This window comes from Halanaerobium hydrogeniformans, assembly GCF_000166415.1.
Classification (GTDB): Bacteria; Bacillota; Halanaerobiia; order Halanaerobiales; family Halanaerobiaceae; genus Halanaerobium; species Halanaerobium hydrogeniformans.
Window position 1 is genome coordinate 2,589,977 of record NC_014654.1, and the last position, 23,141, is coordinate 2,613,117.

27 protein-coding genes and 1 riboswitch are annotated in these 23,141 nt (G+C 33.7%); all 27 genes read right to left on the reverse strand.

Going from position 1 to position 23,141, the window contains the following annotated elements:
* Positions 1–18 precede the first annotated feature (18 nt).
* On the reverse strand, positions 19–945 hold the full coding sequence (locus HALSA_RS12095) for an AEC family transporter (RefSeq protein ID WP_013406828.1): 927 nt from the start codon (positions 943–945) through the stop codon (positions 19–21).
* Positions 946–1,127: 182 nt separating this feature from the next.
* The gene (locus tag HALSA_RS12100) at positions 1,128–1,985 is read right to left on the reverse strand and encodes an SDR family oxidoreductase (RefSeq protein ID WP_013406829.1); all 858 of its coding nucleotides are present in this window, start codon (positions 1,983–1,985) and stop codon (positions 1,128–1,130) included.
* Positions 1,986–2,104: 119 nt separating this feature from the next.
* Positions 2,105–3,145, reverse strand: coding sequence for a mannonate dehydratase (uxuA, locus tag HALSA_RS12105; RefSeq protein ID WP_013406830.1), 1,041 nt, complete (start codon positions 3,143–3,145; stop codon positions 2,105–2,107).
* Between the two features lie 211 nt (positions 3,146–3,356).
* The gene (gene rplI, locus HALSA_RS12110) at positions 3,357–3,800 is read right to left on the reverse strand and encodes a 50S ribosomal protein L9 (protein ID WP_013406831.1); all 444 of its coding nucleotides are present in this window, start codon (positions 3,798–3,800) and stop codon (positions 3,357–3,359) included.
* A gap of 29 nt (positions 3,801–3,829) precedes the next feature.
* A complete protein-coding gene (locus HALSA_RS12115; RefSeq protein WP_013406832.1) occupies positions 3,830–4,711 on the reverse strand; it encodes a DUF2232 domain-containing protein in 882 nt (293 codons plus the stop codon).
* 84 nt (positions 4,712–4,795) lie between these two features.
* On the reverse strand, positions 4,796–5,008 hold the full coding sequence (rpsR, locus tag HALSA_RS12120) for a 30S ribosomal protein S18 (protein WP_013406833.1): 213 nt from the start codon (positions 5,006–5,008) through the stop codon (positions 4,796–4,798).
* Positions 5,009–5,036: 28 nt separating this feature from the next.
* Positions 5,037–5,513 carry a single-stranded DNA-binding protein gene (locus HALSA_RS12125; protein ID WP_013406834.1) on the reverse strand — a complete coding sequence of 159 codons (477 nt, stop codon included), beginning with the start codon at positions 5,511–5,513 and terminating at the stop codon, positions 5,037–5,039.
* Between the two features lie 24 nt (positions 5,514–5,537).
* Positions 5,538–5,837 (reverse strand): 30S ribosomal protein S6, encoded by a 300-nt coding sequence (rpsF, locus tag HALSA_RS12130; RefSeq protein WP_013406835.1) that lies wholly within the window; start codon positions 5,835–5,837, stop codon positions 5,538–5,540.
* A gap of 159 nt (positions 5,838–5,996) precedes the next feature.
* The gene (locus tag HALSA_RS12535; RefSeq protein ID WP_013406836.1) at positions 5,997–6,503 is read right to left on the reverse strand and encodes a phosphatase PAP2 family protein; all 507 of its coding nucleotides are present in this window, start codon (positions 6,501–6,503) and stop codon (positions 5,997–5,999) included.
* Between the two features lie 54 nt (positions 6,504–6,557).
* Positions 6,558–7,649, reverse strand: a complete 1,092-nt coding sequence (ychF, locus tag HALSA_RS12140; RefSeq protein ID WP_013406837.1) for a redox-regulated ATPase YchF — start codon at positions 7,647–7,649, stop codon at positions 6,558–6,560.
* Positions 7,650–7,701: 52 nt separating this feature from the next.
* Positions 7,702–7,881: a DUF951 domain-containing protein gene (locus HALSA_RS12145; protein ID WP_013406838.1), complete on the reverse strand. Its 180-nt coding sequence runs from the start codon at positions 7,879–7,881 to the stop codon at positions 7,702–7,704.
* A gap of 65 nt (positions 7,882–7,946) precedes the next feature.
* Entirely contained in the window at positions 7,947–8,495 is a 549-nt protein-coding gene (locus HALSA_RS12150; RefSeq protein ID WP_013406839.1) for a tetratricopeptide repeat protein, read from the reverse strand.
* A gap of 123 nt (positions 8,496–8,618) precedes the next feature.
* Positions 8,619–10,052 (reverse strand): aminomethyl-transferring glycine dehydrogenase subunit GcvPB, encoded by a 1,434-nt coding sequence (gene gcvPB, locus HALSA_RS12155; protein WP_013406840.1) that lies wholly within the window; start codon positions 10,050–10,052, stop codon positions 8,619–8,621.
* On the reverse strand, positions 10,053–11,390 hold the full coding sequence (gene gcvPA / locus HALSA_RS12160) for an aminomethyl-transferring glycine dehydrogenase subunit GcvPA (protein ID WP_013406841.1): 1,338 nt from the start codon (positions 11,388–11,390) through the stop codon (positions 10,053–10,055).
* A 2-nt stretch (positions 11,391–11,392) separates the two neighbouring features.
* On the reverse strand, positions 11,393–11,776 hold the full coding sequence (gene gcvH, locus HALSA_RS12165) for a glycine cleavage system protein GcvH (RefSeq protein WP_041595844.1): 384 nt from the start codon (positions 11,774–11,776) through the stop codon (positions 11,393–11,395).
* Between the two features lie 99 nt (positions 11,777–11,875).
* Positions 11,876–12,949, reverse strand: coding sequence for a glycine cleavage system aminomethyltransferase GcvT (gene gcvT, locus HALSA_RS12170; protein ID WP_041595845.1), 1,074 nt, complete (start codon positions 12,947–12,949; stop codon positions 11,876–11,878).
* A 148-nt stretch (positions 12,950–13,097) separates the two neighbouring features.
* Positions 13,098–13,183, reverse strand: a riboswitch (glycine riboswitch).
* A gap of 59 nt (positions 13,184–13,242) precedes the next feature.
* On the reverse strand, positions 13,243–13,932 hold the full coding sequence (locus HALSA_RS12175; RefSeq protein ID WP_013406844.1) for a DUF554 domain-containing protein: 690 nt from the start codon (positions 13,930–13,932) through the stop codon (positions 13,243–13,245).
* A 47-nt stretch (positions 13,933–13,979) separates the two neighbouring features.
* Positions 13,980–14,825, reverse strand: a complete 846-nt coding sequence (locus tag HALSA_RS12180) for a ParB/RepB/Spo0J family partition protein (RefSeq protein WP_013406845.1) — start codon at positions 14,823–14,825, stop codon at positions 13,980–13,982.
* Positions 14,818–15,579 (reverse strand): ParA family protein, encoded by a 762-nt coding sequence (locus HALSA_RS12185; RefSeq protein WP_013406846.1) that lies wholly within the window; start codon positions 15,577–15,579, stop codon positions 14,818–14,820. The genes HALSA_RS12180 and HALSA_RS12185 overlap by 8 nt, the downstream gene beginning before the upstream one ends.
* Before the next feature lie 32 nt (positions 15,580–15,611).
* Positions 15,612–16,424 (reverse strand): nucleoid occlusion protein, encoded by an 813-nt coding sequence (noc, locus tag HALSA_RS12190; protein WP_013406847.1) that lies wholly within the window; start codon positions 16,422–16,424, stop codon positions 15,612–15,614.
* A 102-nt stretch (positions 16,425–16,526) separates the two neighbouring features.
* Positions 16,527–17,258: a 16S rRNA (guanine(527)-N(7))-methyltransferase RsmG gene (gene rsmG, locus HALSA_RS12195; protein WP_013406848.1), complete on the reverse strand. Its 732-nt coding sequence runs from the start codon at positions 17,256–17,258 to the stop codon at positions 16,527–16,529.
* Complete coding sequence (gene mnmG, locus HALSA_RS12200) at positions 17,245–19,155, reverse strand: tRNA uridine-5-carboxymethylaminomethyl(34) synthesis enzyme MnmG (RefSeq protein ID WP_013406849.1); 1,911 nt, start codon at positions 19,153–19,155, stop codon at positions 17,245–17,247. The genes rsmG and mnmG overlap by 14 nt, the downstream gene beginning before the upstream one ends.
* Before the next feature lie 33 nt (positions 19,156–19,188).
* Positions 19,189–20,583, reverse strand: a complete 1,395-nt coding sequence (mnmE, locus tag HALSA_RS12205; RefSeq protein ID WP_013406850.1) for a tRNA uridine-5-carboxymethylaminomethyl(34) synthesis GTPase MnmE — start codon at positions 20,581–20,583, stop codon at positions 19,189–19,191.
* A 69-nt stretch (positions 20,584–20,652) separates the two neighbouring features.
* Positions 20,653–21,288 carry an RNA-binding cell elongation regulator Jag/EloR gene (gene jag / locus HALSA_RS12210; protein ID WP_013406851.1) on the reverse strand — a complete coding sequence of 212 codons (636 nt, stop codon included), beginning with the start codon at positions 21,286–21,288 and terminating at the stop codon, positions 20,653–20,655.
* A gap of 2 nt (positions 21,289–21,290) precedes the next feature.
* Positions 21,291–21,941 carry a YidC/Oxa1 family membrane protein insertase gene (locus HALSA_RS12215; RefSeq protein WP_013406852.1) on the reverse strand — a complete coding sequence of 217 codons (651 nt, stop codon included), beginning with the start codon at positions 21,939–21,941 and terminating at the stop codon, positions 21,291–21,293.
* Positions 21,942–21,955: 14 nt separating this feature from the next.
* Positions 21,956–22,165, reverse strand: coding sequence for a membrane protein insertion efficiency factor YidD (gene yidD, locus HALSA_RS12220; protein WP_013406853.1), 210 nt, complete (start codon positions 22,163–22,165; stop codon positions 21,956–21,958).
* Positions 22,166–22,334: 169 nt separating this feature from the next.
* Positions 22,335–22,661, reverse strand: a complete 327-nt coding sequence (gene rnpA, locus HALSA_RS12225) for a ribonuclease P protein component (protein WP_013406854.1) — start codon at positions 22,659–22,661, stop codon at positions 22,335–22,337.
* Positions 22,662–23,141: the final 480 nt, after the last annotated feature.

Genomic DNA, 23,141 nt, shown 5'->3' on the forward strand with positions numbered 1-23,141 from the left:
AACTGTTAGATCTAGAATTTAAACTGTTAAATATACAAAAATCGGCAGAGTTAAGCCCATAAATAAAATTGTTGCAAAGATAGCTTCTGAAGCAAAATTACTTGGTCTGCCATATTTTTGCAAAATCACTGAAGAACTAGCAAAAACAGGCATTGCAGATAAAATAGTTATTACTCCTCTTAAAAGGGGTCCTAAAGAAAAAATTCCCAGACTAAAATAAACAACACCTGGTAAAAAGATTAGCCTTAAAAAAGAAAGTAAATAGATTTTTTTATTTCCCAATACTGATTTAAAGTCGCTTTTCCCGAGTTGTAAACCAATAAAGATCATAGCAAGGGGGACTGTAATAACTCCAATACTATTAGTTGTATTAAGAATGACCTGAGGAAGTTCAATACCTAAAAGTACAATTACCAGTCCAATTAAAAGAGCGATAATAGGTGGTGAGAACATATTTCCCAGGAAATTGCTGTTTTCTTTTTCTTTTTTTTCTTTTAACATTGAAACTCCCAAAGTCCATAAAATTATTTGCATTCCAAAATCATAAAGAATAGCTAAAATTAAACCCTGGCTGCCAAAAAGAGCCAGACAAATTGGGGCTCCTACAAAAATATTATTGCTAAATGCTGTTATAAAAGTGAACTCTTCTCTTTCTTTTTTTGAATAGCTAAGCTTTTTGCCGATAAAAATTACAGCTGCTATTGTTATCAAAGTAATTACTATCGCAGCAGCGGGTACAATCAAATATTCTCTTAGCATATTTAAATCAAAATCTATAATTATATTTGTAAAAATTAAAGCTGGAAAGGCAATATCAATTGTCAGTTCTGCTATTCCTTTTTCTGCTGACTGATTGATTTTATTAAAACGGTTCAAATAAAATCCAAGGCTAATTAAAACCCCCATTAAAAATAATTGTTCTAAGACCGAAAAAATTCCCGTCATCTCTATAGAGCCTCCTATTAAATTTACTGTTTTAACTATTATGACTTTGGCTGTTTAAATGATTAATATAAATAGTATATTAATTTGCTCAATATTGCAAGAAAAAATAATTATGGTTGGGAAGCTCATCTATAATAAGATGAGCCCCCATTTTAATTTATTAATTCTCTATCTTTTATAGTCTAAACTCCAGAATATGCCGAAAATCCACCATCAATAGGAATAACTGTTCCGGTTACAAATCCTGATGCCTTTGGGCTTACCAGCCAGAATAAAGTGCCTAATAGTTCTTCTGCTTCACCAAAGCGGTCCATTGGAGTTTGTCCCAGAATTTTTTTCGCTCTAGCACTATAATCTCCATCTTCATCTCTCAATAAAGCCTGGTTTTGTTCTGTTTCGAAAAAACCAGGTGCCAGGGCGTTAACCCTTACTCCTACTTTTGAAAGATGGACAGCTAACCATTGAGTAAAGTTTGATACTGCAGCTTTAGCTCCACTATAAGCTGGAATTCTTGTTAATGGTGTAAACGCATTCATTGAAGATACATTAATAATTGTAGAATTTTCTTTTTTAGCCATATCTTGAGAAAAAACCTGTGAGGTTAATAATGCTCCTAAGAAATTCAAGTTAAAGACAAACTGAATTCCACCTGCATCAAGATCAAAAAAAGTAGTAATATCTTCTTCTACTCCTTCAAGATCAGCTGGTTCTAAATAATCTTTAGTAGTAGTTCCACTGGGGTGATTTCCACCAGCACCATTTATTAAAATATCACAACTGCCAAGTTTTTCTCTAACAGTTTTCCTTGCTTCTTCCAAGCTTTCTTTTTCAAGGATATTTGTTTTAATCACTAGTGCTGTTCCACCAGCTTTTGTAATTTTTGCAGCAACTTTTTCAGCACCTTCTAAATTTATATCTAAAATAGCCACAGATGCCCCTGCTTCAGCAAGTGCCTCAGAAAAGGTACTGCAAAGAACTCCTGCTCCACCAGTAACAACAGCAACTTTTTTTGACAAATCTAACTCAAATGGTAATTCCATAAATTTTACCTCCTAAAATTTTACTTTCATTAATAATTTTATTTGCTATAAAAAAGAGCAGACACTTATTAAAATTTGATTTATAAATGCCTGCTTTTATTTCTAAACGAATAAAGACATTATTTCTTTGATTTTTTTATTGCTTCCCAGAGTCCATTCAGATAAGTAGCTCCTAAAGCGCGATCATATAAACCATAACCAGGTTTACCGGTCTCTCCCCAGATCATTCTGCCATGATCGGGACGAAGCGGTCCTTCAAAACCAACATCATGATATGCTTTCATAATTTCATACATATCAAGTGATCCTTTTTCACTCAAATGAGCTGACTCCTCAAAACTATTTTCACCTGTTAGCTTAATATTTCTAACATGGGCGAAGTGAATTCTACTACCAAACTCTCTAATAAGTTCAGGAACATCATTATCCGGGTTTACCCCTAGTGAACCGGAACAAAGCGCTAAACCATTAGCAGGACTATCATATAAATCTAAAAATCTCCGTAAATTTTCTTGACCAACAATTATTCTAGGAAGACCAAAAATAGACCATGGTGGATCATCTGGGTGGATTGCCATTTTAATATTTTCTTCTTCTGCAACAGGAATTATTTGATCTAAAAAGTATTTTAGATTCTCCCAAAGTTTTTCTTCATTAATTTCATGATATGCTGACATTAAGTTGTTTAATTCTTCAGTATCATAACTAGTGTCCCAGCCTGGTAGATCGAGTTCTCCACTTAAAGGGTCCATTTTTTCAACTTCTTCTTCATTATAAATAAGTGCTTGAGAACCATCTTCTAATTCATAGTCTAATTCAGAGCGTGTCCAGTCAAACACAGGCATAAAGTTATAAGTTACTACCTCTATTCCTGCTTTAGCAAGATTTTTAAGTGTCTTTTTATAATTTTCTATATACAGATCTCTCGGCTCAATCCCCAATTTAATTTCTTCAGGAACAGGTACACTCTCTATTGCAGATATTTCTAACCCCTCTGCTTCCACCTTATTTTTTAAATTTACAATTTTTTCGTAGGGCCATTCCTCTCCAGCGGGTATATCATAAATTGCAGTCACAATCCCTACCATACCAGGTATTTGTCTGATTTTTTCCAAAGTTACTGGATCATCATCTCCATACCAACGAAAAGATAATTTCATTAAATCACTCCTTTTTTAATGTTATTTGCTTTTTGAAAGCGTTTTCAAGACTTGTAAAAAATTTTTTTCTCTATATAATTTTAGTTCTTCATTTAAATTAAAATTCCTGCTTCTTTATTGATCTCAACAACAAATTATACTTTTTAGCAACAAATTATATAAAAGCAGCCTCAAAAGACATAGTTCCTCTTCAAGACTGCTTATTATGAATTTACTTTTCTTCTAATTTAACATTTAGTTCAGCTGTTATATCATCATAGAGTTTAACCTCAACCTTATGCATACCTAATGTTTTTATAGAATCAGTTAGCTCTACCTTTCTTTTATCAATATCATAACCTTTTTCTGCAGCAGCTTCTGCAATATCTTTAGTGTTCACAGAGCCAAACAGCCTGCCACTTTCTCCGGCTTTAACCTTTAAAACAAACTTTTCTGCTTCTAATTTAGCTTTAAGCTTTTTTGCCTCTTCTTTTTTTTCGCTTTCTATTCTCTCTTTTTTTGCTTCTTTTTCTCTAATTTCCTTAATTTTTCCTTTAGTCGCCTCTACAGCTAAACCCCTTGGAAATAAATAATTTCTTGCATATCCATCTGCAACATCTACCACATCACCTTGTGAACCAAGTTTCTTTACATCTTCAGTTAAAACTACTTTCATTCTTTATACCTCCTTTGAGTTATAAAATCTTACCCTGGTTGACTGCTTTGATTGCGAAGATTAAACCACAGATCAATTAAACCGAGTAAAATTAATACCATAAATATTGGTGGGAAAACAAAAATCAAAAATATTATAAAAGTTTTGAGTAACAATGAACTATTTCTAGATGATAAAAAATACATCAAAACTCCAAATCCCTGCACAAAAGCCAGAAAAAATAAGTAGACATGTAAATTTAAAAATATCAGATTTGAACGCATCAAAATAGAAATTACAATTAAAATGGACATCGGCCATCGTGGTAAATACCAACTGCTAACCGTTTTATATAAATCAATATTTAAGCCTCTTCTGCGTAAATACCAGGCTGATAAATAATAATTAAAAATCCCGGTTACAGTTGCTGTAACAGCCAGTAAAGATGGGAAAATCATTCTTATGTATATCATCTGTGCTCTGATTAGTTGTTCTAAATTTTGATCTTGCAGCTCAGCACCTAAAGTGTTAATAGCTTCTTGGATTAAATTTTCATAATTTAGAGCAACCATGTTGGCTGAAATATAAACAACTAAGGCCTGTGAAATCATAACTGCTATTACAGAAATAATCAGGGTTTTTAAAGGTGAAAGATCTTCTTTAATAACATTTCCAATTATAAAACCAACCATCCCAAACCCAATTACAGTTATTAAACCCATAAAAGCTCCAAAAAAGATCCCATTTAATAGTGCTGCTGCAGCTATCACTAAAATTACACGGGGAGTTTCTGCCTTTTGAACAAGATAAACTATCGGCACCGGCCAAAGCAGCATAACTGCTAAAGACAGAAAGGGAAACAGATAATTTATGGCAGTTAAAATTACTATATATGCTAAAACTCTTATACTGTCCTTATACTCTTTTATCATAGATTATATCACCTCTTATGCTGGCCAGCAATGATTAAAAAAAGGAGGCTCCAGCATAGACTTTGCCCCCTTTTCATTAAATACTTATTCTTTTACATAAGGCAGTAAAGCAATTGCACGTGCTCTTTTTACTGCTATGGTAATATCACGTTGATGCTTTGAACAGTTACCAGTTGTTCTGCGCGGCATGATTTTGCCACGATCTGTCAGATATCTTTTTAAAGTTCTCAGATCTTTATAATCTATAGTTTTATCACTACCACAAAAATGGCATGATTTATTACGACCTCTAGGCATTTATTTTACCTCCTTTGTAAATCTAAACTTAAAATGGAACATCAAAATCATCCTCATCAAAATTGTCATCAAATTGAGCATCAAAGTCATCATCTTGCGAAGCTTTTTTATTACTCGCAGCTTTTTGATTGCTGTCTTGATTCTGATTATTTTGAGGCTGAGCTTGTCCACGATTTGTATTCTGGTTTTTCCCAAAATCTAGAAAACGAACATTATCTGCATTAACTTCAGGATTAATATAGGTTCGATTATTATTTTCACTTTTACGTATTTGCAGTGATCCATCAACGCCAACCAATCTACCTTTACCAAGATGACGGGCACAGTTTTCCGCTAAACCCCGCCAGGTAACTATGTTAATAAAATCAACATCTCTATCTCCCTGGCGATTAGTGTAATTTCTTTCTACTGCCAGCGTAAAATTACAAACTGGAGTCCCATTGCTTGTATAACGGAGTTCTGGATCTCTTGTCAGGCGGCCGATCAAAACTATTCTATTTAACAAAACAATTCACCACCTAAATATATATTAAGATTCTTTTTTTACTACTAAATAACGAATAACACCATCCATAATCTTAAAAATTCTTTCCAATTCTTTTACAACAGAAGTTTTAGCATTCATTTCTAAAATTGTATAATCACCGGAACGGTAATCTTTAATCTCATATGCAAGCTGCCTCTTACCCCAGGCATCTACTTCTGTAATTTCTCCATCATGATCGAGAATAGTATTTTTTACCCTTGTTAAAATCTGTTCTTTTTCTTCATCTTCAAGATCAGGTTTAAGTACAAAAGTTGTTTCATAAGTTCTTGTTTTCAATTCCATTAATCATTCACCTCCCCCACACGGACTAATGGCCCTGCTGCTAGCAGAGCATGGATTTTTAACCAATCTAAATTATAGCATTTATTTGCTCAAGTTGCAAGTGCAATTACACAATTTTTGTGATTATCTTGTGATAATGTCATAGTAAAATTATTAATTTTAATTAAATAATTTAAAGACAATACTGTTTACTAATACTGCTAAAATTAAACCCCCAAAGATATCAGAAGGATAGTGAACTCCCACCATTACCCTCGATACTGCTGTAATTACTGCTAAACCAAGCATTACTTTACCAAAAGTTGGATAAATATTATAAATTGCTATTGCAATCACAAAGGCACTACTGCTGTGCATGCTGGGAAAAGATGCACTTGCAGTATGTTCTATTAAACTTTCGATTTCTAAACTCACAAAAGGTCTTGGCCTTATATAAAGATAATTTATTAATCTAACAATAATATAAGTAGATGCAGGTCCAATAATGAAGGGTATTATTTTACTATTAAGATTATATAATAAATAAGCCATTATCAAAAAATATATACCTGCAAATAAATTCGATGAATAATTTGTAATTATAATTACAGCTCTACCAATAGATTCATTTTCGGCTGCTAAATTAAATAATTTAAAAAAGAAAAATTGATCTAAGGTTTTTAACATAATATATATCCTTTACATTTAATATTTTTAAATATCTAGAAAATAATTTTAAAATCAAACATTAAAGCGGAAATGACAGACGTCTCCATCTTGAATAATATAATCTTTACCTTCTAATCTCAAAAGTCCTTCCTCCCTAGCTGCCGCCATACTCCTCACTCTTTTTAAATCTTTAAAACTTACAATCTCAGCTCTGATAAATCCTTTTTGCATATCAGAATGAATTTTACCTGCGGCTTCTGGTGCAGTTGAACCTTTTTCAACCGTCCAGGCACGACATTCCTGTTCTCCAGCGGTTAAAAAAGTGATTAAATTCAAAAGATCATAGCCTGCTTTAATTACCCTATCTAAACCTGATTCATTTAAGCCCAGTTCTTCTAAAAACATTTCTTTTTCATCTTCGTCAAGTTCAGCGATATCTGCTTCAATTTTAGCACTTATCTCTACAACTTTGGCTCCATCTTTTACTGCATGCTCTTTAACTGCTTGAACTAGCTTATTATCTCCACTGTCTATTTCATCTTCATTGACATTAGCAAGATAGATAATTGGCTTGGCACTTAAAAGCTGTAATTCTTTAACCAATCTTTTTGCAGTTTTATCAAGTTCTAATTGCCTGATGTTTTTGCCTTCTTCCAAGGCATTAATTAACTTTTCTAAAACCTCTTCTTCTTTTAAATGAATTTTATCACCACTTTTTGCCTGTTTTTGTGTTTTTTCCAGGCGCTTTTCTACAGCAGCTAGATCAGCCATCATTAATTCTGTATTAATAATATCTATATCTCTATCAGGTGATATCATCCCATCAACATGAGAAATATTTTTATCATCAAAACATCTTACCACCTGGGCAATAGCATCAACTTCTCTAATATGGGCTAAAAACTTATTTCCTAATCCTTCTCCCCGACTAGCTCCCTCAACAAGTCCTGCAATATCAACGAATTCTATCACAGTTGGCGTCTTTTTCTTAGGTTGATAAACTTCTGCTAACCAATCAAGCCTTGTGTCCGGTACAGGTACTACTCCAATATTTGGATCAATAGTACAAAAAGGATAATTTTCTGCATCAGCACCAGCCTCAGTTAAAGCATTAAAAAGGGTGGATTTACCCACATTTGGCAGACCAACAATTCCTATTTTCATTCAATAATCTTCCTTCCTATCTAAATAAATAATTATATCAGTTATATTTTTACTATAATTTCTTTTTAAAACTTTTTTCGAATTTACTACGGGGCAGCATTATTATCCTATCACACTTTTGGCATTTTAACTTGAAATCCATACCAACTCTTAAAATTTTCCAAACATCACCACCACAGGGGTGAGATTTTTTAAATTTCACCTTATCTCCAACTTCAAATTCTTCTGGCAATTTCAATCCCTCCTGTCATGATTTAAATTATTTCAACTTTATTTATTAGTTCAAGTTGAATTTAATTATATTAAAAAAATAATACCCAAAGCAACTGCCAAAGCTAAAAACAAAATAAAAATACAGCCTGGATCTTTATAAAAGGCTTTATCTGGATCATATTTGTAATTAAAGCTGCCTTTTTTGCGAGCTTTTTTAAGATATTTTACTGATTGAGAATAATCCCCCTCTTCCCGATAAATTACTCCCAGATTATTATAGGCTGGACCATAATCAGGATTAATATCTAGTGCTTTTTTATATAATTCTTTTGCCCGACTTTTTTGCCCTTCTTTTTTTGCCAAACTACCGAGATTAGTTAAAGCTGGAGGAAAATCTCTATCTATTTCTATAATTTCTTTTAATCTGTTTTCAGCTTTTTCATATTCTTTAGCATAAATATGCAAAATCGCCCTTTTGTTTAAAGCGGGCACAAAATCAGGTTTTTCGTCTAAAAAAATTTCTAATTTATTTATAGCTTTTTTATAATTATTTTTTTCAATAAGGTCAACAATTATTTGGTATTGCTGCAACTCTTTTTCAGTCAGTTTTTTTATATAATCTGATTCCCTCATGTTTTCACCCACTTTTTCTTAACTTCAATAAAGTATTATATCACATAAAGAAGTCAAACTGCAAAAATGGCCCCAATAAAATAGGGCCATTTTCGTGAATTTCAAGTATAAGTGGTTATTTGACTACCAACTGAGATCAGGATTTCTGGCAGCTTGTGTCTCATCAAGTCTGCGCACCGAAGTATTATGCGGTGCATTTTTAACTAATTCTGGATCTTCTTTTATTTCCCGGGAAATAGTCAGTAATGTTTCTACAAAACGATTTAAAGTATCAATGTTTTCAGTTTCAGTTGGTTCAATCATTAGTGCTTCTTTAACTACTAATGGGAAATATATTGTTGGAGCATATTGATCATAATCTAATAATCTTTTAGCTATATTAAGTGTTGAAACTCCTTGCTCTTTTTGCCTGCTGCCTGATAAAACAAATTCATGCAAACTGTCTGCAGCATAAGGAAGTTCAAATTCGTCTTTTAATTTTGCTTTTAAATAATTGGCATTTAAAACTGCATTTTCTGTTGTCTTTTTTAACCCAGAGCCTCCAACTGTTTTTATATATGCCCAGGCCCTTAACATTACACCATAATTACCATAAAAACTTTGAACTTTAGTGATTGAGCTTTCACGGTCATGATCCCAATAATATTTATCTTTAGCTTTTTTCAAAAGAGGTTTTGGTAAATAAGGAGCCAGAAAATCCTTAACTCCCACTGGACCGGAACCGGGTCCACCTCCTCCATGAGGTGTAGAAAATGTTTTATGAAGATTAAAATGCATTAAGTCAAAATCCATATCACCTGGCTTAGCATACCCCATTATGGCATTCATATTCGCTCCATCATAATAGACTAAACCACCCACATCATGGACAATTTCAGTTATTTTCAAAATATCTTCTTCGAAAATCCCTAGAGTGTTAGGGTTTGTCAGCATTAATGCAGCTGTGTTTTCGTCAACTGCAGCTTTTAAAGCATCTAAATCTACCATTCCTCTTTTGTTAGAAGCTATTTCTATCACATTATAGCCAGCCATTTTAGCTGTTGCAGGATTTGTTCCATGAGCTGAGTCAGGAACAATTACATTTTTTCTATTTTCATCTCTTTCTTCAAAATAATGGCGTACGATCATCAAAGAGGTAAACTCTCCGTGAGCTCCAGAAGCAGGTTGCAAAGTTATTTCATCCATCCCACTTATTTCTGCTAAATCAAGTTTTAAATCATATAGGATTTCCAATGATCCCTGAACTTGATCCTCATCCTGATAAGGGTGTAAATAACTGAGACCAGGAATTCTTGCAATTTCTTCATTGCGTTTTGGGTTATATTTCATTGTACAAGAACCAAGGGGATAAATCCCTGAATCAACTCCATAATTTAGTTCACTTAAAGCGGTATAGTGTCTAACTACATCTACTTCACTTACCTCAGGTAAATCTAAGTCTTCCCGCAGATAACCGTTAAGTTCTGTCTTGAAATCTCTTTCTTTAACATCTAATTCAGGTAATGAATAGGCTGTTCTACCGGGGCTGCTATAATCTTTAATTAGTTTTTCCTTCACTTAAAGCACCTCCAGTTTTTCCACAAAGTTATCCATATCTGCTTTAGTTATCTTTTCAGTTACACAGACAAGTAGACCTTCTCTACCGGCTTTTTTTAACTCATAACCAGCAATTATATCTTTTTCTAAAAGTTTTTCCTTGATTTTCTCAATGTTTTTAGAACTTTTTACTACAAATTCATGGAAAAAATTATCTTTATTGCTAACTTCAAAATCTGCCAGCTCATCTATTTTCTCGGCAAGATAATGTGCCTTATGATATGACTGTTCAGCAACCTCTGCTAATCCCTTTTTTCCCATTGTAGCCAGATAGATAGTAGCCATTAAAGCATTCAAAGCTTCATTTGTACAAATATTAGATGTTGCTTTTCCTCTTCTTATATGTTGTTCTCGAGTTTGTAATGTTAAAACAAAACCTTCTTTACCATCTACATCAGTAGTTTTCCCAACGATTCTACCAGGTAGCTGTCTCAACATCTTCCTATCACCTCTACAGGCCATAAAGCCAAGATAAGGACCTCCATAATTTAGGCCATTACCAAGACCCTGGCCTTCACCTACAACTATGTCTGCTCCGAATTCGGCAGGAGCTTTAAGTACACCAAGCAAAACAGGGTTAGCAATAACTACCAGAATCAATTTTTTGTATTCCGCTTTTATCCTAGCAATTTCTTCCATTTTTTCTATAGAACCCAAAAAATTAGGATATTGTACTACTAAAACCCCTGTATCTTTATCTATATTTTCTTTTATTAATTCAGGATCCATTATTTCTGAATCACTTTTGGGTTCTATAAATTCAAGTTGATGACCTTTACCATAACATTGAATTACCTCTTTATATGCAGGATGAATAGTATCTGTTAAAAGAACTTTTTTCTTTCTAGAAATCCTGGCCCCCATCGTTACTGCTTCAGCAGCTGCAGAACCCCCATCAAGCATTGACGCATTAGCAATATCCATGCCTGTTAACTCAGCGATCATGCTTTGATATTCATACATTGCTTCCAGAGTTCCCTGGCTGAGCTCAGCCTGATAAGGAGTATAAGCTGTATAAAATTCTGAACGAGAGATAAGAGCATCGATAACAGAAGGAACATAATGATCATAAGCACCAGCACCAAGAAAAGATGTCATTTCTTCCAAACATTTATTTTTAGCAGCAGCTTTTTTAGCTAAATCCATTAATTCTAACTCCGAGATTCCAGAATCTACATCTAAATCACAATCTAAAGATATTTCTTTAGGAATCATTTTAAAAAGATCTTCAACTGCCTCAATCCCAATTTCTTTAAGCATTTCATTCCGTTCTGCTGTAGTATTTGAAATATAATCCATTTTTATGCCTCCTCGAGAAAATCAGCATACTCCTCAGCAGATAATAATTCATCAAGCTCAGAAAGATCTTCTGCCTCTACCTTAATTAACCAGCCTTCACCATAAGGGTCATCATTGATCAGTTCTGGTTGATCGAATAATGTTTCATTAATTTCTATAACCTTAGCACTAACCGGTATAAATGTATCTGAAACAGCCTTTACAGATTCAAGCACTCCAAAAGTATCACCACTTTCAAATTCCTCACCAACTTCAGGTAATTCAACAAAAACGATATCTCCCAATTCTTCCTGAGCAAAGTCAGAAACCCCAATAATTAGAAGTCCATCTTCTTTTCTAACCCATTCATGCTCCTCAGAATACAACAAACCTTCTTTTACACTCATTCTTATTCCTCCTTTTAGTTTTGCTGACTTAATCTTAGCTAAAGCATAAAAAAATTTATTAATATTTGCCAATTCAAACCCTAAATAAATGTTTTGTAATTAGACAAAAGGTAGTTCTACTATTTCTGCATCTATAAATCTTTTCCTTACTTTTATTCCAACCTTATTGCCAGGCTCAATATAATCGCTTTTTATATATCCCATAGCAATTCCCTTTTTCAACAAAGGAGAATAACTCCCACTGCTCACTTCTCCAATTTCTTGATCTTCACAGTAGATTTTATGTCCTTTTCGAGCAACCCCGCGTCCCTGAATCATAAATCCTGTCCGTTCTCTTTTAATACCTTTTCTTTTTAATTCTTTGAGCTTTTCTTTTCCTATAAAATCACCTTTATCAAGTTTAACTACCCAACCCAACTTAGCTTGGTATGGATCAATATTTTCATCTATATCATTGCCATAAAGAGGGAATCCCTTTTCAAGCCTAAGGGTATCACGCGCTCCTAATCCAGCAGGGAGTATTTCAAACTTTTTACCTGCTTTTATTATATCATGCCAGATTTTTTCTGCATATTCTGCTTTAAAATATAGTTCGTAGCCCAGTTCTCCAGTATAACCGGTCCTAGAAATAATCATATCTTTTCCAGCGACCTTACCTTCTTTAAATCGATAATAATTAATCTCTTGAAGATTAAGATCGGTTAATTTAGTTAAAACCTTTTGCGAGTCTGGACCCTGCAGAGCGAGCATTGCATAGTGCTCAGTTCTATTCTCTATCTGAGCATCGTTATCTAAGTGTTCTTTAATCCAATCAAAATCTTTCTCCGTGTTAGAAGCATTTACTACCAGCAAAAACTTGTTTTTTTGCAACTTATAAACCACCAAATCATCAATAATACCACCGTTTTCATTGCAGATAAGTGTATAAAGAACTTTACCCTTATCAAGCAGTTGAGCATCATTTGTTATAATTCTTTGAAGTGATTTTTCAGCTCCACCACCCGTGAGCAGCAGTTCTCCCATGTGTGAAATATCAAAAAGGCCACATCTCTTTCTGACAGCAAGGTGTTCTTCAATAATTCCACTATACTCAACAGGCATTTCCCAACCACCGAAATCAGTCATTTTTGCTCCAGATTCTTTGTGAATTGCATTCAGTGGAGTTTCCTTCATATTACTACCTCCTCTTGACATCCTGTTCCTAAATTTTAAAATTTTAATAAAGAAAATACTTATAACTTATCTAAAAAATTAAAAACAGGGAGCCAGACTAAAGCTGACTCCCTGTTCATTATATTCTCCTGTTAAATGTTCAGAGTTCCGTCCAGCTGGATTCTATTTGCCTGAGAGTTTCAGTTCCCCTTGCTCCTTCGGCGCCCTTTTTAGGGTCTCTCACCCAGCCTTCAACCGCTGTATTCTATTTGTTTTTATTATATCTTATTTTTTTTTGTAATGCAAAAACAATTTTAAAAAACGATCGAACTTAAAATCACTGCAACAGCAAGTGCTGGAAGTAAATTACCAGTTTTGATATTTTCTGTTTTAGCTAACATATTCAAGCCAATAGCAACAATCAACAAGCCCCCTGTTGCGGTCATAATTCTAATCATATCTGCTGTTAAAAAACCTTCCGCCCAGGATGCAAAAATAGTTATACTACCCTGATAAATTAAGATTGGTATCGCTGAAAAAGCCACTCCAATCCCTGAGCTGGCGGCAAAAGCTATTGCTGTTACTCCATCTAACAAAGATTTAGTGAAAAGTATGCTGGGATCATTATTTAAACCATCCTGTATAGATCCCATTATAGCCATGGCTCCTACACAATAGATTAGGCTTGCCTGTACAAAGCCCTGCACAAAAAGAGCATCTTTTGCTGCAAAGCGTTCTTTTAAAGTGTTACCAAAATCATTGAGTCTTTTCTCTATTTCTAAGAGTTCTCCGATAACTGCTCCAATAACCAGGCTGAAAATGACAAGAATAATGTCAGGAGATTTTTCAATACTTAAAGCCATTTGAAAACCAATTAAAATGACAGCTAAACTAATTCCCTGGATTAAGGTTTTTTGAATTTTATCTGGAAACTTACCTCTGAAAATAACACCTAATGTACTGCCCGCTAAAACAGACAATACATTAACTAATGTTCCAATCATCAAACCACCTGTCTATTCTATTATTTGAGTGTTTCACGTGAAACATTTTAATTTAACTTTGCAATGATTTCTTCTAACTTTTCTAGGCTTTCGATTTCTATGGTTAATAATTTGTTCTTTTTGCGTGATTTTATTTTAACATTGCTGCCAAGGCTTGCTGCTATTTTTTCTACAGCTGCAACCCACTCTTTAGGTAGTTCTTTTGTTTTAGATTTGTTTTTGTTTTTATGAGTAGGATTTTTTAGTTCTTCGACAAATTCTTCTGTTGCACGAACTGTTAAATCCTTAATAATTATATTTTCACAGGCAGGACCCTGAGCTTCTATATCTAAACCCAGCAGTGCTCTTGCATGCCCAACAGTAATTGTTCCTCTTTCTAAATGTTTAAGAACTTTATCGCTTAACTTAAGCAATCTTATCATATTTGAAACAGTAGATCTATTTTTACCAACTCTCTGGGCAAGTTCTTCCTGGGTTATATCAAAATTATCAAGCATTTTTTTATAAGCTCTTGCCTCTTCGATAGGATTTAAATCCTCCCGCTGAAGATTTTCTATTAAAGCAATTTCAAGCATCTCCTGATCATCAAAACTTCTTATCACAGCTGGTATCTTAGCTAAGTCAAGTATTTTTGAAGCACGCCAGCGCCTTTCCCCAGCTACTATTTGATACTTTTCAGCTTTAATTTTCCTCAGGGTTATTGGCTGAATCAATCCCTTTTCTTTAATAGAAGAAGCTAATTCTTTTAATGCTTCCTCATCAAAGTTTCGGCGGGGTTGAAATGGATTAGCTTCAATTTGATCAATGAACACTTCTTCAACCCTGCTTTGATCTATGTTATCGTCATTATTTATTAATGCACTTAAACCCTTACCTAGTCTTTTTTTACTCACTTGAAATCACTTCCTCTGCCAGTTTTCTGTAAGCCTTTGCTCCCTTAGAATTACTACTGTAATCAAGAATAGTTTGCCCAAAACTCGGAGCTTCACTTAATCTAACATTGCGCGGTATGATAGTTTTAAATAGAAGTTCAGAAAAATAATCTTTTACTTCTTCGATAACCTGTTGAGATAAATTGGTTCTGGCATCATACATTGTCATTAAAACACCCTCAATCCTTAAATCAGGATTAAGATTTTTACGTACAAGTTCAATGGTATTCATTAGCTGTCCTAAACCTTCTAACGCATAGTATTCACATTGAATTGGTACCATTACACTATCTGCAGCGGTTAAAGCATTTAAAGTTAAAAGGCCTAATGAAGGAGGACAGTCAATAATAACATAATCATAATGGTCGGATATTTCAAGCAAAGACTTTTTTAACCTGCTTTCACGAGATATAATAGAAACCAATTCTATTTCCGCTCCAGCAAGTTCTATATTAGCAGGTATTAAATCTAAATTTTTACTGGCTGATTTAACTATTGCTTTAGAGGCTGGCTCAGATTCGATCAAAAGATCATAAATAGTATGCTCTGCTTCAGATTTTTCTATACCCAGCCCACTGGTGGCGTTTCCCTGTGGATCAATATCTATAATTAGTACTTTAAGCCCGTTTTCTGCCAGTCCAGCCCCAAGATTGACCGCTGTTGTGCTTTTGCCAACCCCACCTTTTTGGTTGACAATAGCTATTTTTTTCCCCATAATTCCACCTCTTTAACTTTTGGATTTGCTTTTTATTTTTTTGCAAGTTTAATTTTATATTCTATATAATCATCATTATAATTATAGTTGCGATCCATCTCGACCTCGATGCCGGAACTTTTTATTTCTTTAAGTGTTTTTTCTAAAGAATTAGCAAATAATCTCAAATCATCAGAAAGATGTTTAATATTTTTCTTTTTTTCTTTTTTTGGTTTGAGAGCAGCTTTAATTAAGTTTTCGCTTTCCCTCACCGTCAGATCTTTATCTATTACCTCATTTAATATTTCTAACTGAAGTTCAACTGAATTTGTTTTTAAAAGGGCTCTACCATGTCTTTCACTTAAATTGTTTTCTATTAAAATTTCTTGAATTTTGTCATCAAGCTGTAAAAGACGCAGCTTATTAGCTATGGTTGACTGTCCCTTAGATAAGCGCTCTGCCAGCTCTTTTTGACTAAGATTAAATTCTTCTAGCAGCCTCTGATAAGCTACAGCCTCTTCCAAAAAATTAAGATCTTTTCGCTGAAGATTCTCGACTAATGCTATTTCAGCCATTTCTTGATCATTAAATTTTCTAATCACAGCAGGTATCTTCAATTTGCCCAGTTTCTTAGCAGCCCGCAATCGCCTTTCACCAGCAATCAGCTCATATTTATTATCTTTTTTGCGAACTGTAATCGGCTGAATTAAACCAAAATTATTTATTGAATCAGCCAATTCTTGAATTTCTGAATCCTTAAATTCTCGGCGCGGTTGAAAGGGGTTTGCAGAGATATCTGCAATATTAAGCTGAGTAATCTCTTCATTATTTCCTTTTATATCATGATTAAAAAAAGGAATTTTCATAAATTGATACCTCCTGTCTACTAACATATATATTTCTTGAAATTTTTCAAAAACCCTTTTTTAATTTATATTATATAATATCTATTTTGATCAGCAAAAAATTTAAAGTGGTCTTTTATTTGGAATTCCAGCCCTACGGGGATATTTAGGGGCAGTTTTCTGCATCTTTTCTATCACAAGCAGATACCGTTCTGCCTCAAGACCTGGAACATCAAGCTTTATAGTATCTTTTATCTGAGAACCTAAAATATCTAAGGCGTTTTCTGCATCCTCAATTTCTTTTTTATATTCCGGTCCTTTATAAAGAAAAGCAGTTCCGCCTAATTTTAGAAAGGGGACAGTATATTCTAACAAAATATTTAAAGAGGCAACAGCCCTTGAAGTCACATGATCAAAAGAGGCGCGCCAGCCATCAGCCTTTGCCAGGTCTTCAGCTCTGCCATGAGTTGCTCTAATCCCCTGTAGATCTAATTTGTAGCTTAATTGCTTTAAAAAATTAATTTTTTTTGCTGAAGAATCCAGAAGATAAAAACTATCTCCAGGTAAAAATAATTTTAAAACTAAACCTGGAAAACCAGCTCCTGTGCCAATATCAAGCCAGCTTTTTTTTCCCGTCAAATCCAGATGATTTAAAATAACAAGAGAATCCAAAAAATGCTTTTTAATTACTTCTTCAGCTTTAGTAATAGAACTCAAATTATATTTTTTGTTTTCGGTTTCAAAAAAACAGTAATATTCCCAAAGCTGCTCTAATTGCTGCTGGCTGTAATAAATATCAAGTTGATTTAATCCCGTTTCTAATTTATCTACAAAATCAACTTTATTTTTCTTCATTTTTATCATCCTTTTTAGAACGTGTATATTGTTCTAAATAAATCATTAAGGCTGAAATATCAGCTGGAGAAACTCCTGATATCCTTGAAGCCTGGCCGATAGAAAGAGGTTTAACTCGGGCAAGCTTTTCTCTAGCTTCAAGCCTTAAATTTTCTAAGTTGCTATAATCTAATTCCTCTGGGATTTTCTTTTCTTCCATTTTTCTAAACTGATCAACTTGAGCCTGCTGGCGATCAATGTATCCTTTATATTTAACCTGAATTTCTACCTGCTCAGCAACTTCTTTTGTTATTTCTGGCAAATCAGAGGCAAAAAAACGAAGGTCTTCATATGATAACTCCGGTCTTCTTAATAAAGCTTCTAAAGTAACCGGTTTACTGAGATTACCACTTTCAAGTTCTTCTAATTTTTCTCTTACTTCTGCTGTAGGATTAATCTTATTATTTTCATCTCTTAAATAGTCTAAAGCTTTTTTTACACCTTTTATCTTCGCTTGATAATTTTTATATCGTTTGTCATCAACAAGTCCAACTTTTCTACCAATTGGTGTTAAACGTTGATCTGCATTATCCTGCCTTAAAAGCAAACGATATTCTGCCCTGGATGTCATAATCCTGTAAGGCTCAGGTGTTCCTTTTGTTACAAGATCATCAATTAAAACTCCTATATATGCTTCAGAACGTTTAAGAATCATAGCTTCTCTATTCTGAAGACTTAAAGCAGCATTTATCCCGGCAACAATTCCCTGTCCAGCTGCTTCTTCATAACCTGAACTACCATTAATTTGACCTGCTGTATACAAACCTTTTATTTTTTTGAGCTCTAAATCTAGTTTAAGTTCCTCAGGATCAACACAGTCATATTCTATAGCATAACCCGGTCTCATGATTTCTACTTCCTCTAAACCATGAATAGACCTGGCCATTTCTATTTGTACATCATGGGGTAAACTAGTTGACAGGCCTGAAATATAGTATTCATCTGTATCAGCACCCTCAGGTTCAATAAATAACTGATGTCTACCTTTATCAGGAAAACGAACTACTTTATCTTCAATTGATGGGCAATAACGTGGACCTACACCTTCAATAACACCACTAAATAGAGGGGTTCTCATCTTGTTTTCATTAATAATTTTATGGGTTTTTTCTGTTGTATAGGTCAAATAACACATCGCCTGTTCCCCTTTTAAAGGTTCAGATTGGAAAGAAAAACTTAATCCATCTTCACCAGGCTGAGGTTCCATTTTAGAGAAATCAAGTGAACGCTTGCTAACCCTTGGTGGGGTTCCAGTTTTAAATCTACGCAGAGATATCCCTTCTTCTTTAAGACTGCCTGATAATTTATTAGCAGGATACTGCTGATTGGGACCGGCATTAAATTTAGCCTCTCCGATGATAATTCTACCTTTTAAAAATGTTCCTGTAGTTAAAATTACTTTTTTGCCAGCAAAAAATATCCCTGTTTTGGTAATAACTCCTTTAATTTCATCATCTTCTACAACTAACTTTTCTGCTATCTGTTGTTTTAAATCCAGATTGTCCTGGTTTTCTAAAATCCTTTTCATCCGCTGGTGATAAGCCTGTTTATCAGACTGACCTCTTAAACCATGAACTGCCGGCCCTTTGCTGGTATTTAACATTCTAATTTGAATCATTGTCTCATCCATATTGCGGGCCATCTCTCCACCTAAAGCATCTATTTCTCTAACAATATGTGATTTCCCTGGTCCACCCAGTGATGGATTACAGGGCATAAAGGCAACATGATCCAAGTTTACTGTTAAAGTAAGTGTTTCAAAGCCCATTCTAGCTGGTGCCAGAGAGGCTTCACAACCTGCATGACCAGCTCCAATTACTATTACATCATATTCTTTTGGATATTTATGAAAATCCATTCTATCACCCTTCTAGAAATTAATATGCTTTAATTATTTTCCAAGACAAAAATCACTAAAAATCCTATCTATTATATCATCTGCGACCGTTTCTCCGGTTATTTCACCGAGAGCATTAAGGCAATCCTTTAAATCAATTGTTAAAAAATCATAAGGCATAGATGTTTCACGTGAAACAATTACCCTTTCTACTGCTTTTTTAGCCTTAAGCAGAGCATTTTTGTGTCTGCTTTTAGTTATTATTACATTATCATCACCGCTGAGCTCTTCATCTAAAATTTCATTTAAAATTTTCTGTCTCAATTCTTCTAATCCCTTTTCTTCTAGAAGAGAAATCCAGAGCAAGTTGTGCTCCTTAAATTCCTGCTCAATTTTATCCCTGTCTTCTTGAGCAGGAAGGTCTGTTTTATTAACAATTACGATAACAGGTTTATCTTTGATTAGTTTATAGATTTGGAGATCTTCTTCAGTTAAACCCTGACTAATATCGAGCATAAAAAGAACTAAGTCAGCTTTTTCTGCTGATTTTCTGGTTCTTTCAACCCCAATCTTCTCTACTTTATCTGCGGTTTCCCTAATACCTGCTGTATCAATGATTTTAAGTGGAATCCCTTTTAAATTAACATATTCTTCAATGACATCCCTTGTAGTGCCAGGTATATCAGTAACAATTGCTCTTTTTTCTTCTAAAAAATAATTTAAAAGACTTGATTTGCCAACATTAGGTTTGCCGACAATAACAGTTTTTAATCCTTCTTTATATATTTTGCCCTGTCTGCTGCTAAGCAGAAGTTTTTCGATCTCTTCTTTAATATAATTAAATTTATCATCAAGTTTTTCTGGAGAAAAACCTTCTATCTCATCTTCAGGATAATCTATGGCAGCTTCAAGATGGGCGAGCACCTCAACTGCTATCTCTTTAATTTCATCTACCCTTTGCGATAATTTGCCGCTTAACTGCTCAACTGCAATATCTAAACTTTTTTCTGTTTTCGAGTTTATAATATCTATAATAGCTTCTGCCTGAGCTAAATCAATCCGTCCATTAAGAAATGCTCGCTGCGAAAATTCGCCTGGCTCAGCAAGTCTAGCTCCACTGGCAAGGACTAGTTCCAAAACAGCTCGAAGAGGGGTCATTCCACCATGACAGTCAAATTCTAATACATTCTCACCGGTAAAAGAACGAGGCTTTCTCATCATTATAGCTACAACCTCATCAATCTTTTTTTCCTCCACTGGATCATAAATAAATCCATAATGAGCAGTATAGGTTTCAGCATCTTTTATTTTTTTTCCCTCCTGAACAGACCTAAATATTTTATCGCCGATCTCATAGGCTTCTGGTCCACTGATTCTTATTTTCCCAGTGCCCCCAGTGCCAAAAGGAGTTGCAATAGCAGCTATAGTATCTTCTCTTAAAATATCCATACTAGGACCTCCTAAAAATATAACCCAGCAGAGAAATATCCCCGCTGGGTTATTATAAAAGTTGTTTTTTTATTTATCTAGTGGTTCTATCATAACCTTGCGATAAGGCTCTTGCCCTTCACTATAGGATTTAACATTATTTTTTTCTTTTATTTTAATATGAATAATTCGTCTTTCGTGAGGTGGCATCGGTTCTAAAACAACTTTTCTCTGCTTTCTTTTAGCTTTATCAGCTAGTCGATCTGCCAGTCTTTCCAGAGTTTGACGGCGTCTATCCCTATAACCTTCTGCATCAACAAGAACTCTAAAATAATCATCAAGCTCTTTATTAATATAAATGGAAGTCAAATACTGAATAGCATCAAGGGTTTCACCTCTGTGCCCAATTACAAGTCCTAATTCTTTTTGCCCTTTTAAATTATATTGAACCTGTTCTTCATCGGTTTCTGAATCAACAACCTCAACTTCAATTTCTAAATTTGCTTTCTCTATTAAATTTTCCAAAAATAACTTACCTTCGTCTATAGGCTTAAAAACTTTTTCAACTTCAACAACAGCATCTTTAGCTCCTATCAAACCAAAAATGCCTTTGCTGCCCTCATCAATTATCTTGATTTTAGCATTGTCTCTCTTTACACCAAGTTTAGAAAGTGCTTCTTCAACTGCATCATCAACAGTTTTAGCTTTTATTTTTATATTTTTCATTTTTAATTGGCAGCCCCCTTAAATTTACTGGGTTCTTTAGATAAAACATATTGTTGTCCTACTGTAAATAAGGTAGAAACAAACCAGTATACTAGAACTCCGGCAGGTAATCTAAAACCAATAAAGACAATGAATAGTGGCATCATATACATCATCTTGTTGCTCTTTTCTCCACCTCCGGATATTTGCTGTGTAATATGTGTCTGAGCAAGCATTGCAACTGCATTTAATAATACTATTGCAATATCTGGTTCAGCAAGAGAACCTTGAGTAATGGTACCTATCCACAGAAAAGCTTCATTTGCCATCTGATCTCCCAAAGTAAAAATAGTTCTATAAAGGGGAATCAAAATAGCCATCTGAACAATCATTGGAAAACATCCCGCAGCTGGATTAACTCCATGGTCTTTATAAAGTTTCATCATTTCTTCCTGCTGTTTTTCCTTATCATCCTCATATTTATTTTGAATCTTTTTCATTTCAGGTTGAATTTCCTGCATCTCTCTCATAGAACGAGTTTGTTTTGCAGTGAGTGGATAAAGAACTATTTTAATGATAAGTGTAAATATTACAATAGCCAAACCATAATTACCAACAATTCCATAAATAAAATCTAATGCATAAGTCATTCCGTTAATTAACCAATCAAACATGTATTAATTTCCTCCTATTCTACCGGATCATATCCACCTGGATGAAAAGGATGGCAGCGTAAAATACGCTTTAATCCCATCCAAACTCCTTTCAAAGCCCCATGTTTTTTAATTGCAATTTTGCTATATTCAGAACATGTAGGCCTGAATCGGCAGCTTTTTGGAGTCCAGGGAGAAATAATCTTCTGATAGATTGTAATAAAAAACAATAATATTTTTTTCATAATTATCACCCTAATTTAATTCAAGTCGCAATTAGCCAGGCAAAACTCAATTATACTTTAAATGAAAATTAATGTTTGTAGAGAATTTAAGTTAGCTAGAATATAAATTTTGAAATATTTAACTAAAAAAGAGGCTAATAACAACTATGTAATGCTTTAAAGTAATAGCTTAAAATAAAGCAGCTTTTTTATATAACTTTTTTATATCTCTTTTAAGTTCTTGAAAATCAAGCTCAACAGCTGGATTACGGGCGATAAATACTATATCATAAGCTTTAAAACCTTTTTTTTCAAACTCTCTAATTATTTCTCTCATTCTTCTTTTCAATTTGTTTCTAACAACAGCATTACCAACTTTTTTTGAAACAGATAAACCGTATTTATTAAAATCCTTTTCCGGTGTTTCCAATACATAAAGAACTAGATTTCTACTCACATATGATTTACCATTATTATAAACTTTTTTAAATTCCTTATTCTTTTTTAAACTCTCCACTTAAAAACCCCCAGCTAAACCAAAACACAATAATCTCAGTTTATTTTTCATTCATTTAAAATTATATGTTATTTAGATAATAGAGTCAAGGAATTTAAAATTTATCCACAAGATAAGAACTTAAAAGTTCTGTTGATAATTTGTTGATAATCTGTTATTATTAATATGGTTAAAGAGTAAAAAAAATAATGATTACTAAAATCATAGTTAAAAGAGCATTTTAAGAAATGTGTATTATTTTATTAACATTCATCAGATTTCGATATTTCAAGCTCAAATTTCGCCTTTTATCCACAATTTCTTATGTTTTTATCCACAATCTGTTGATAACTACAGTCCGCTGTGGATAACTATAAGGTTTTTATCAACAATTTTTTTTATAATTTTTAGCACAAATAAAGTTATTTACTGAATTGACAGTTGATTTACTTTAATTTTCATTGTGGATAAGTGTTAATGTTGTCCACAATTTTGTGTATA

What these genes read in the sequence shown, in the direction of transcription:
- yidD (WP_013406853.1), bottom strand. Translation starts at nt 22,165, where the DNA reads ATGAAAAAAATATTATTGTTTTTTATTACAATCTATCAGAAGATTATT.
- noc (WP_013406847.1), bottom strand. Translation starts at nt 16,424, where the DNA reads ATGAAAATTCCTTTTTTTAATCATGATATAAAAGGAAATAATGAAGAG.
- HALSA_RS12115 (WP_013406832.1), bottom strand. Translation starts at nt 4,711, where the DNA reads ATGATAAAAGAGTATAAGGACAGTATAAGAGTTTTAGCATATATAGTA.
- HALSA_RS12535 (WP_013406836.1), bottom strand. Translation starts at nt 6,503, where the DNA reads ATGTTAAAAACCTTAGATCAATTTTTCTTTTTTAAATTATTTAATTTA.
- jag (WP_013406851.1), bottom strand. Translation starts at nt 21,288, where the DNA reads ATGAAAAATATAAAAATAAAAGCTAAAACTGTTGATGATGCAGTTGAA.
- HALSA_RS12100 (WP_013406829.1), bottom strand. Translation starts at nt 1,985, where the DNA reads ATGGAATTACCATTTGAGTTAGATTTGTCAAAAAAAGTTGCTGTTGTT.
- mnmE (WP_013406850.1), bottom strand. Translation starts at nt 20,583, where the DNA reads ATGGATATTTTAAGAGAAGATACTATAGCTGCTATTGCAACTCCTTTT.
- rpsR (WP_013406833.1), bottom strand. Translation starts at nt 5,008, where the DNA reads ATGCCTAGAGGTCGTAATAAATCATGCCATTTTTGTGGTAGTGATAAA.
- HALSA_RS12175 (WP_013406844.1), bottom strand. Translation starts at nt 13,932, where the DNA reads ATGATTGGAACATTAGTTAATGTATTGTCTGTTTTAGCGGGCAGTACA.
- HALSA_RS12185 (WP_013406846.1), bottom strand. Translation starts at nt 15,579, where the DNA reads ATGGGGAAAAAAATAGCTATTGTCAACCAAAAAGGTGGGGTTGGCAAA.
- rpsF (WP_013406835.1), bottom strand. Translation starts at nt 5,837, where the DNA reads ATGGAATTGAAAACAAGAACTTATGAAACAACTTTTGTACTTAAACCT.
- HALSA_RS12095 (WP_013406828.1), bottom strand. Translation starts at nt 945, where the DNA reads ATGACGGGAATTTTTTCGGTCTTAGAACAATTATTTTTAATGGGGGTT.
- rplI (WP_013406831.1), bottom strand. Translation starts at nt 3,800, where the DNA reads ATGAAAGTAGTTTTAACTGAAGATGTAAAGAAACTTGGTTCACAAGGT.
- gcvH (WP_041595844.1), bottom strand. Translation starts at nt 11,776, where the DNA reads ATGAGTGTAAAAGAAGGTTTGTTGTATTCTGAGGAGCATGAATGGGTT.
- HALSA_RS12150 (WP_013406839.1), bottom strand. Translation starts at nt 8,495, where the DNA reads ATGAGGGAATCAGATTATATAAAAAAACTGACTGAAAAAGAGTTGCAG.
- gcvT (WP_041595845.1), bottom strand. Translation starts at nt 12,949, where the DNA reads ATGAAGGAAACTCCACTGAATGCAATTCACAAAGAATCTGGAGCAAAA.
- gcvPA (WP_013406841.1), bottom strand. Translation starts at nt 11,390, where the DNA reads ATGGATTATATTTCAAATACTACAGCAGAACGGAATGAAATGCTTAAA.
- ychF (WP_013406837.1), bottom strand. Translation starts at nt 7,649, where the DNA reads ATGAAAATAGGAATTGTTGGTCTGCCAAATGTGGGTAAATCCACCCTT.
- uxuA (WP_013406830.1), bottom strand. Translation starts at nt 3,145, where the DNA reads ATGAAATTATCTTTTCGTTGGTATGGAGATGATGATCCAGTAACTTTG.
- HALSA_RS12215 (WP_013406852.1), bottom strand. Translation starts at nt 21,941, where the DNA reads ATGTTTGATTGGTTAATTAACGGAATGACTTATGCATTAGATTTTATT.
- mnmG (WP_013406849.1), bottom strand. Translation starts at nt 19,155, where the DNA reads ATGGATTTTCATAAATATCCAAAAGAATATGATGTAATAGTAATTGGA.
- rsmG (WP_013406848.1), bottom strand. Translation starts at nt 17,258, where the DNA reads ATGAAGAAAAATAAAGTTGATTTTGTAGATAAATTAGAAACGGGATTA.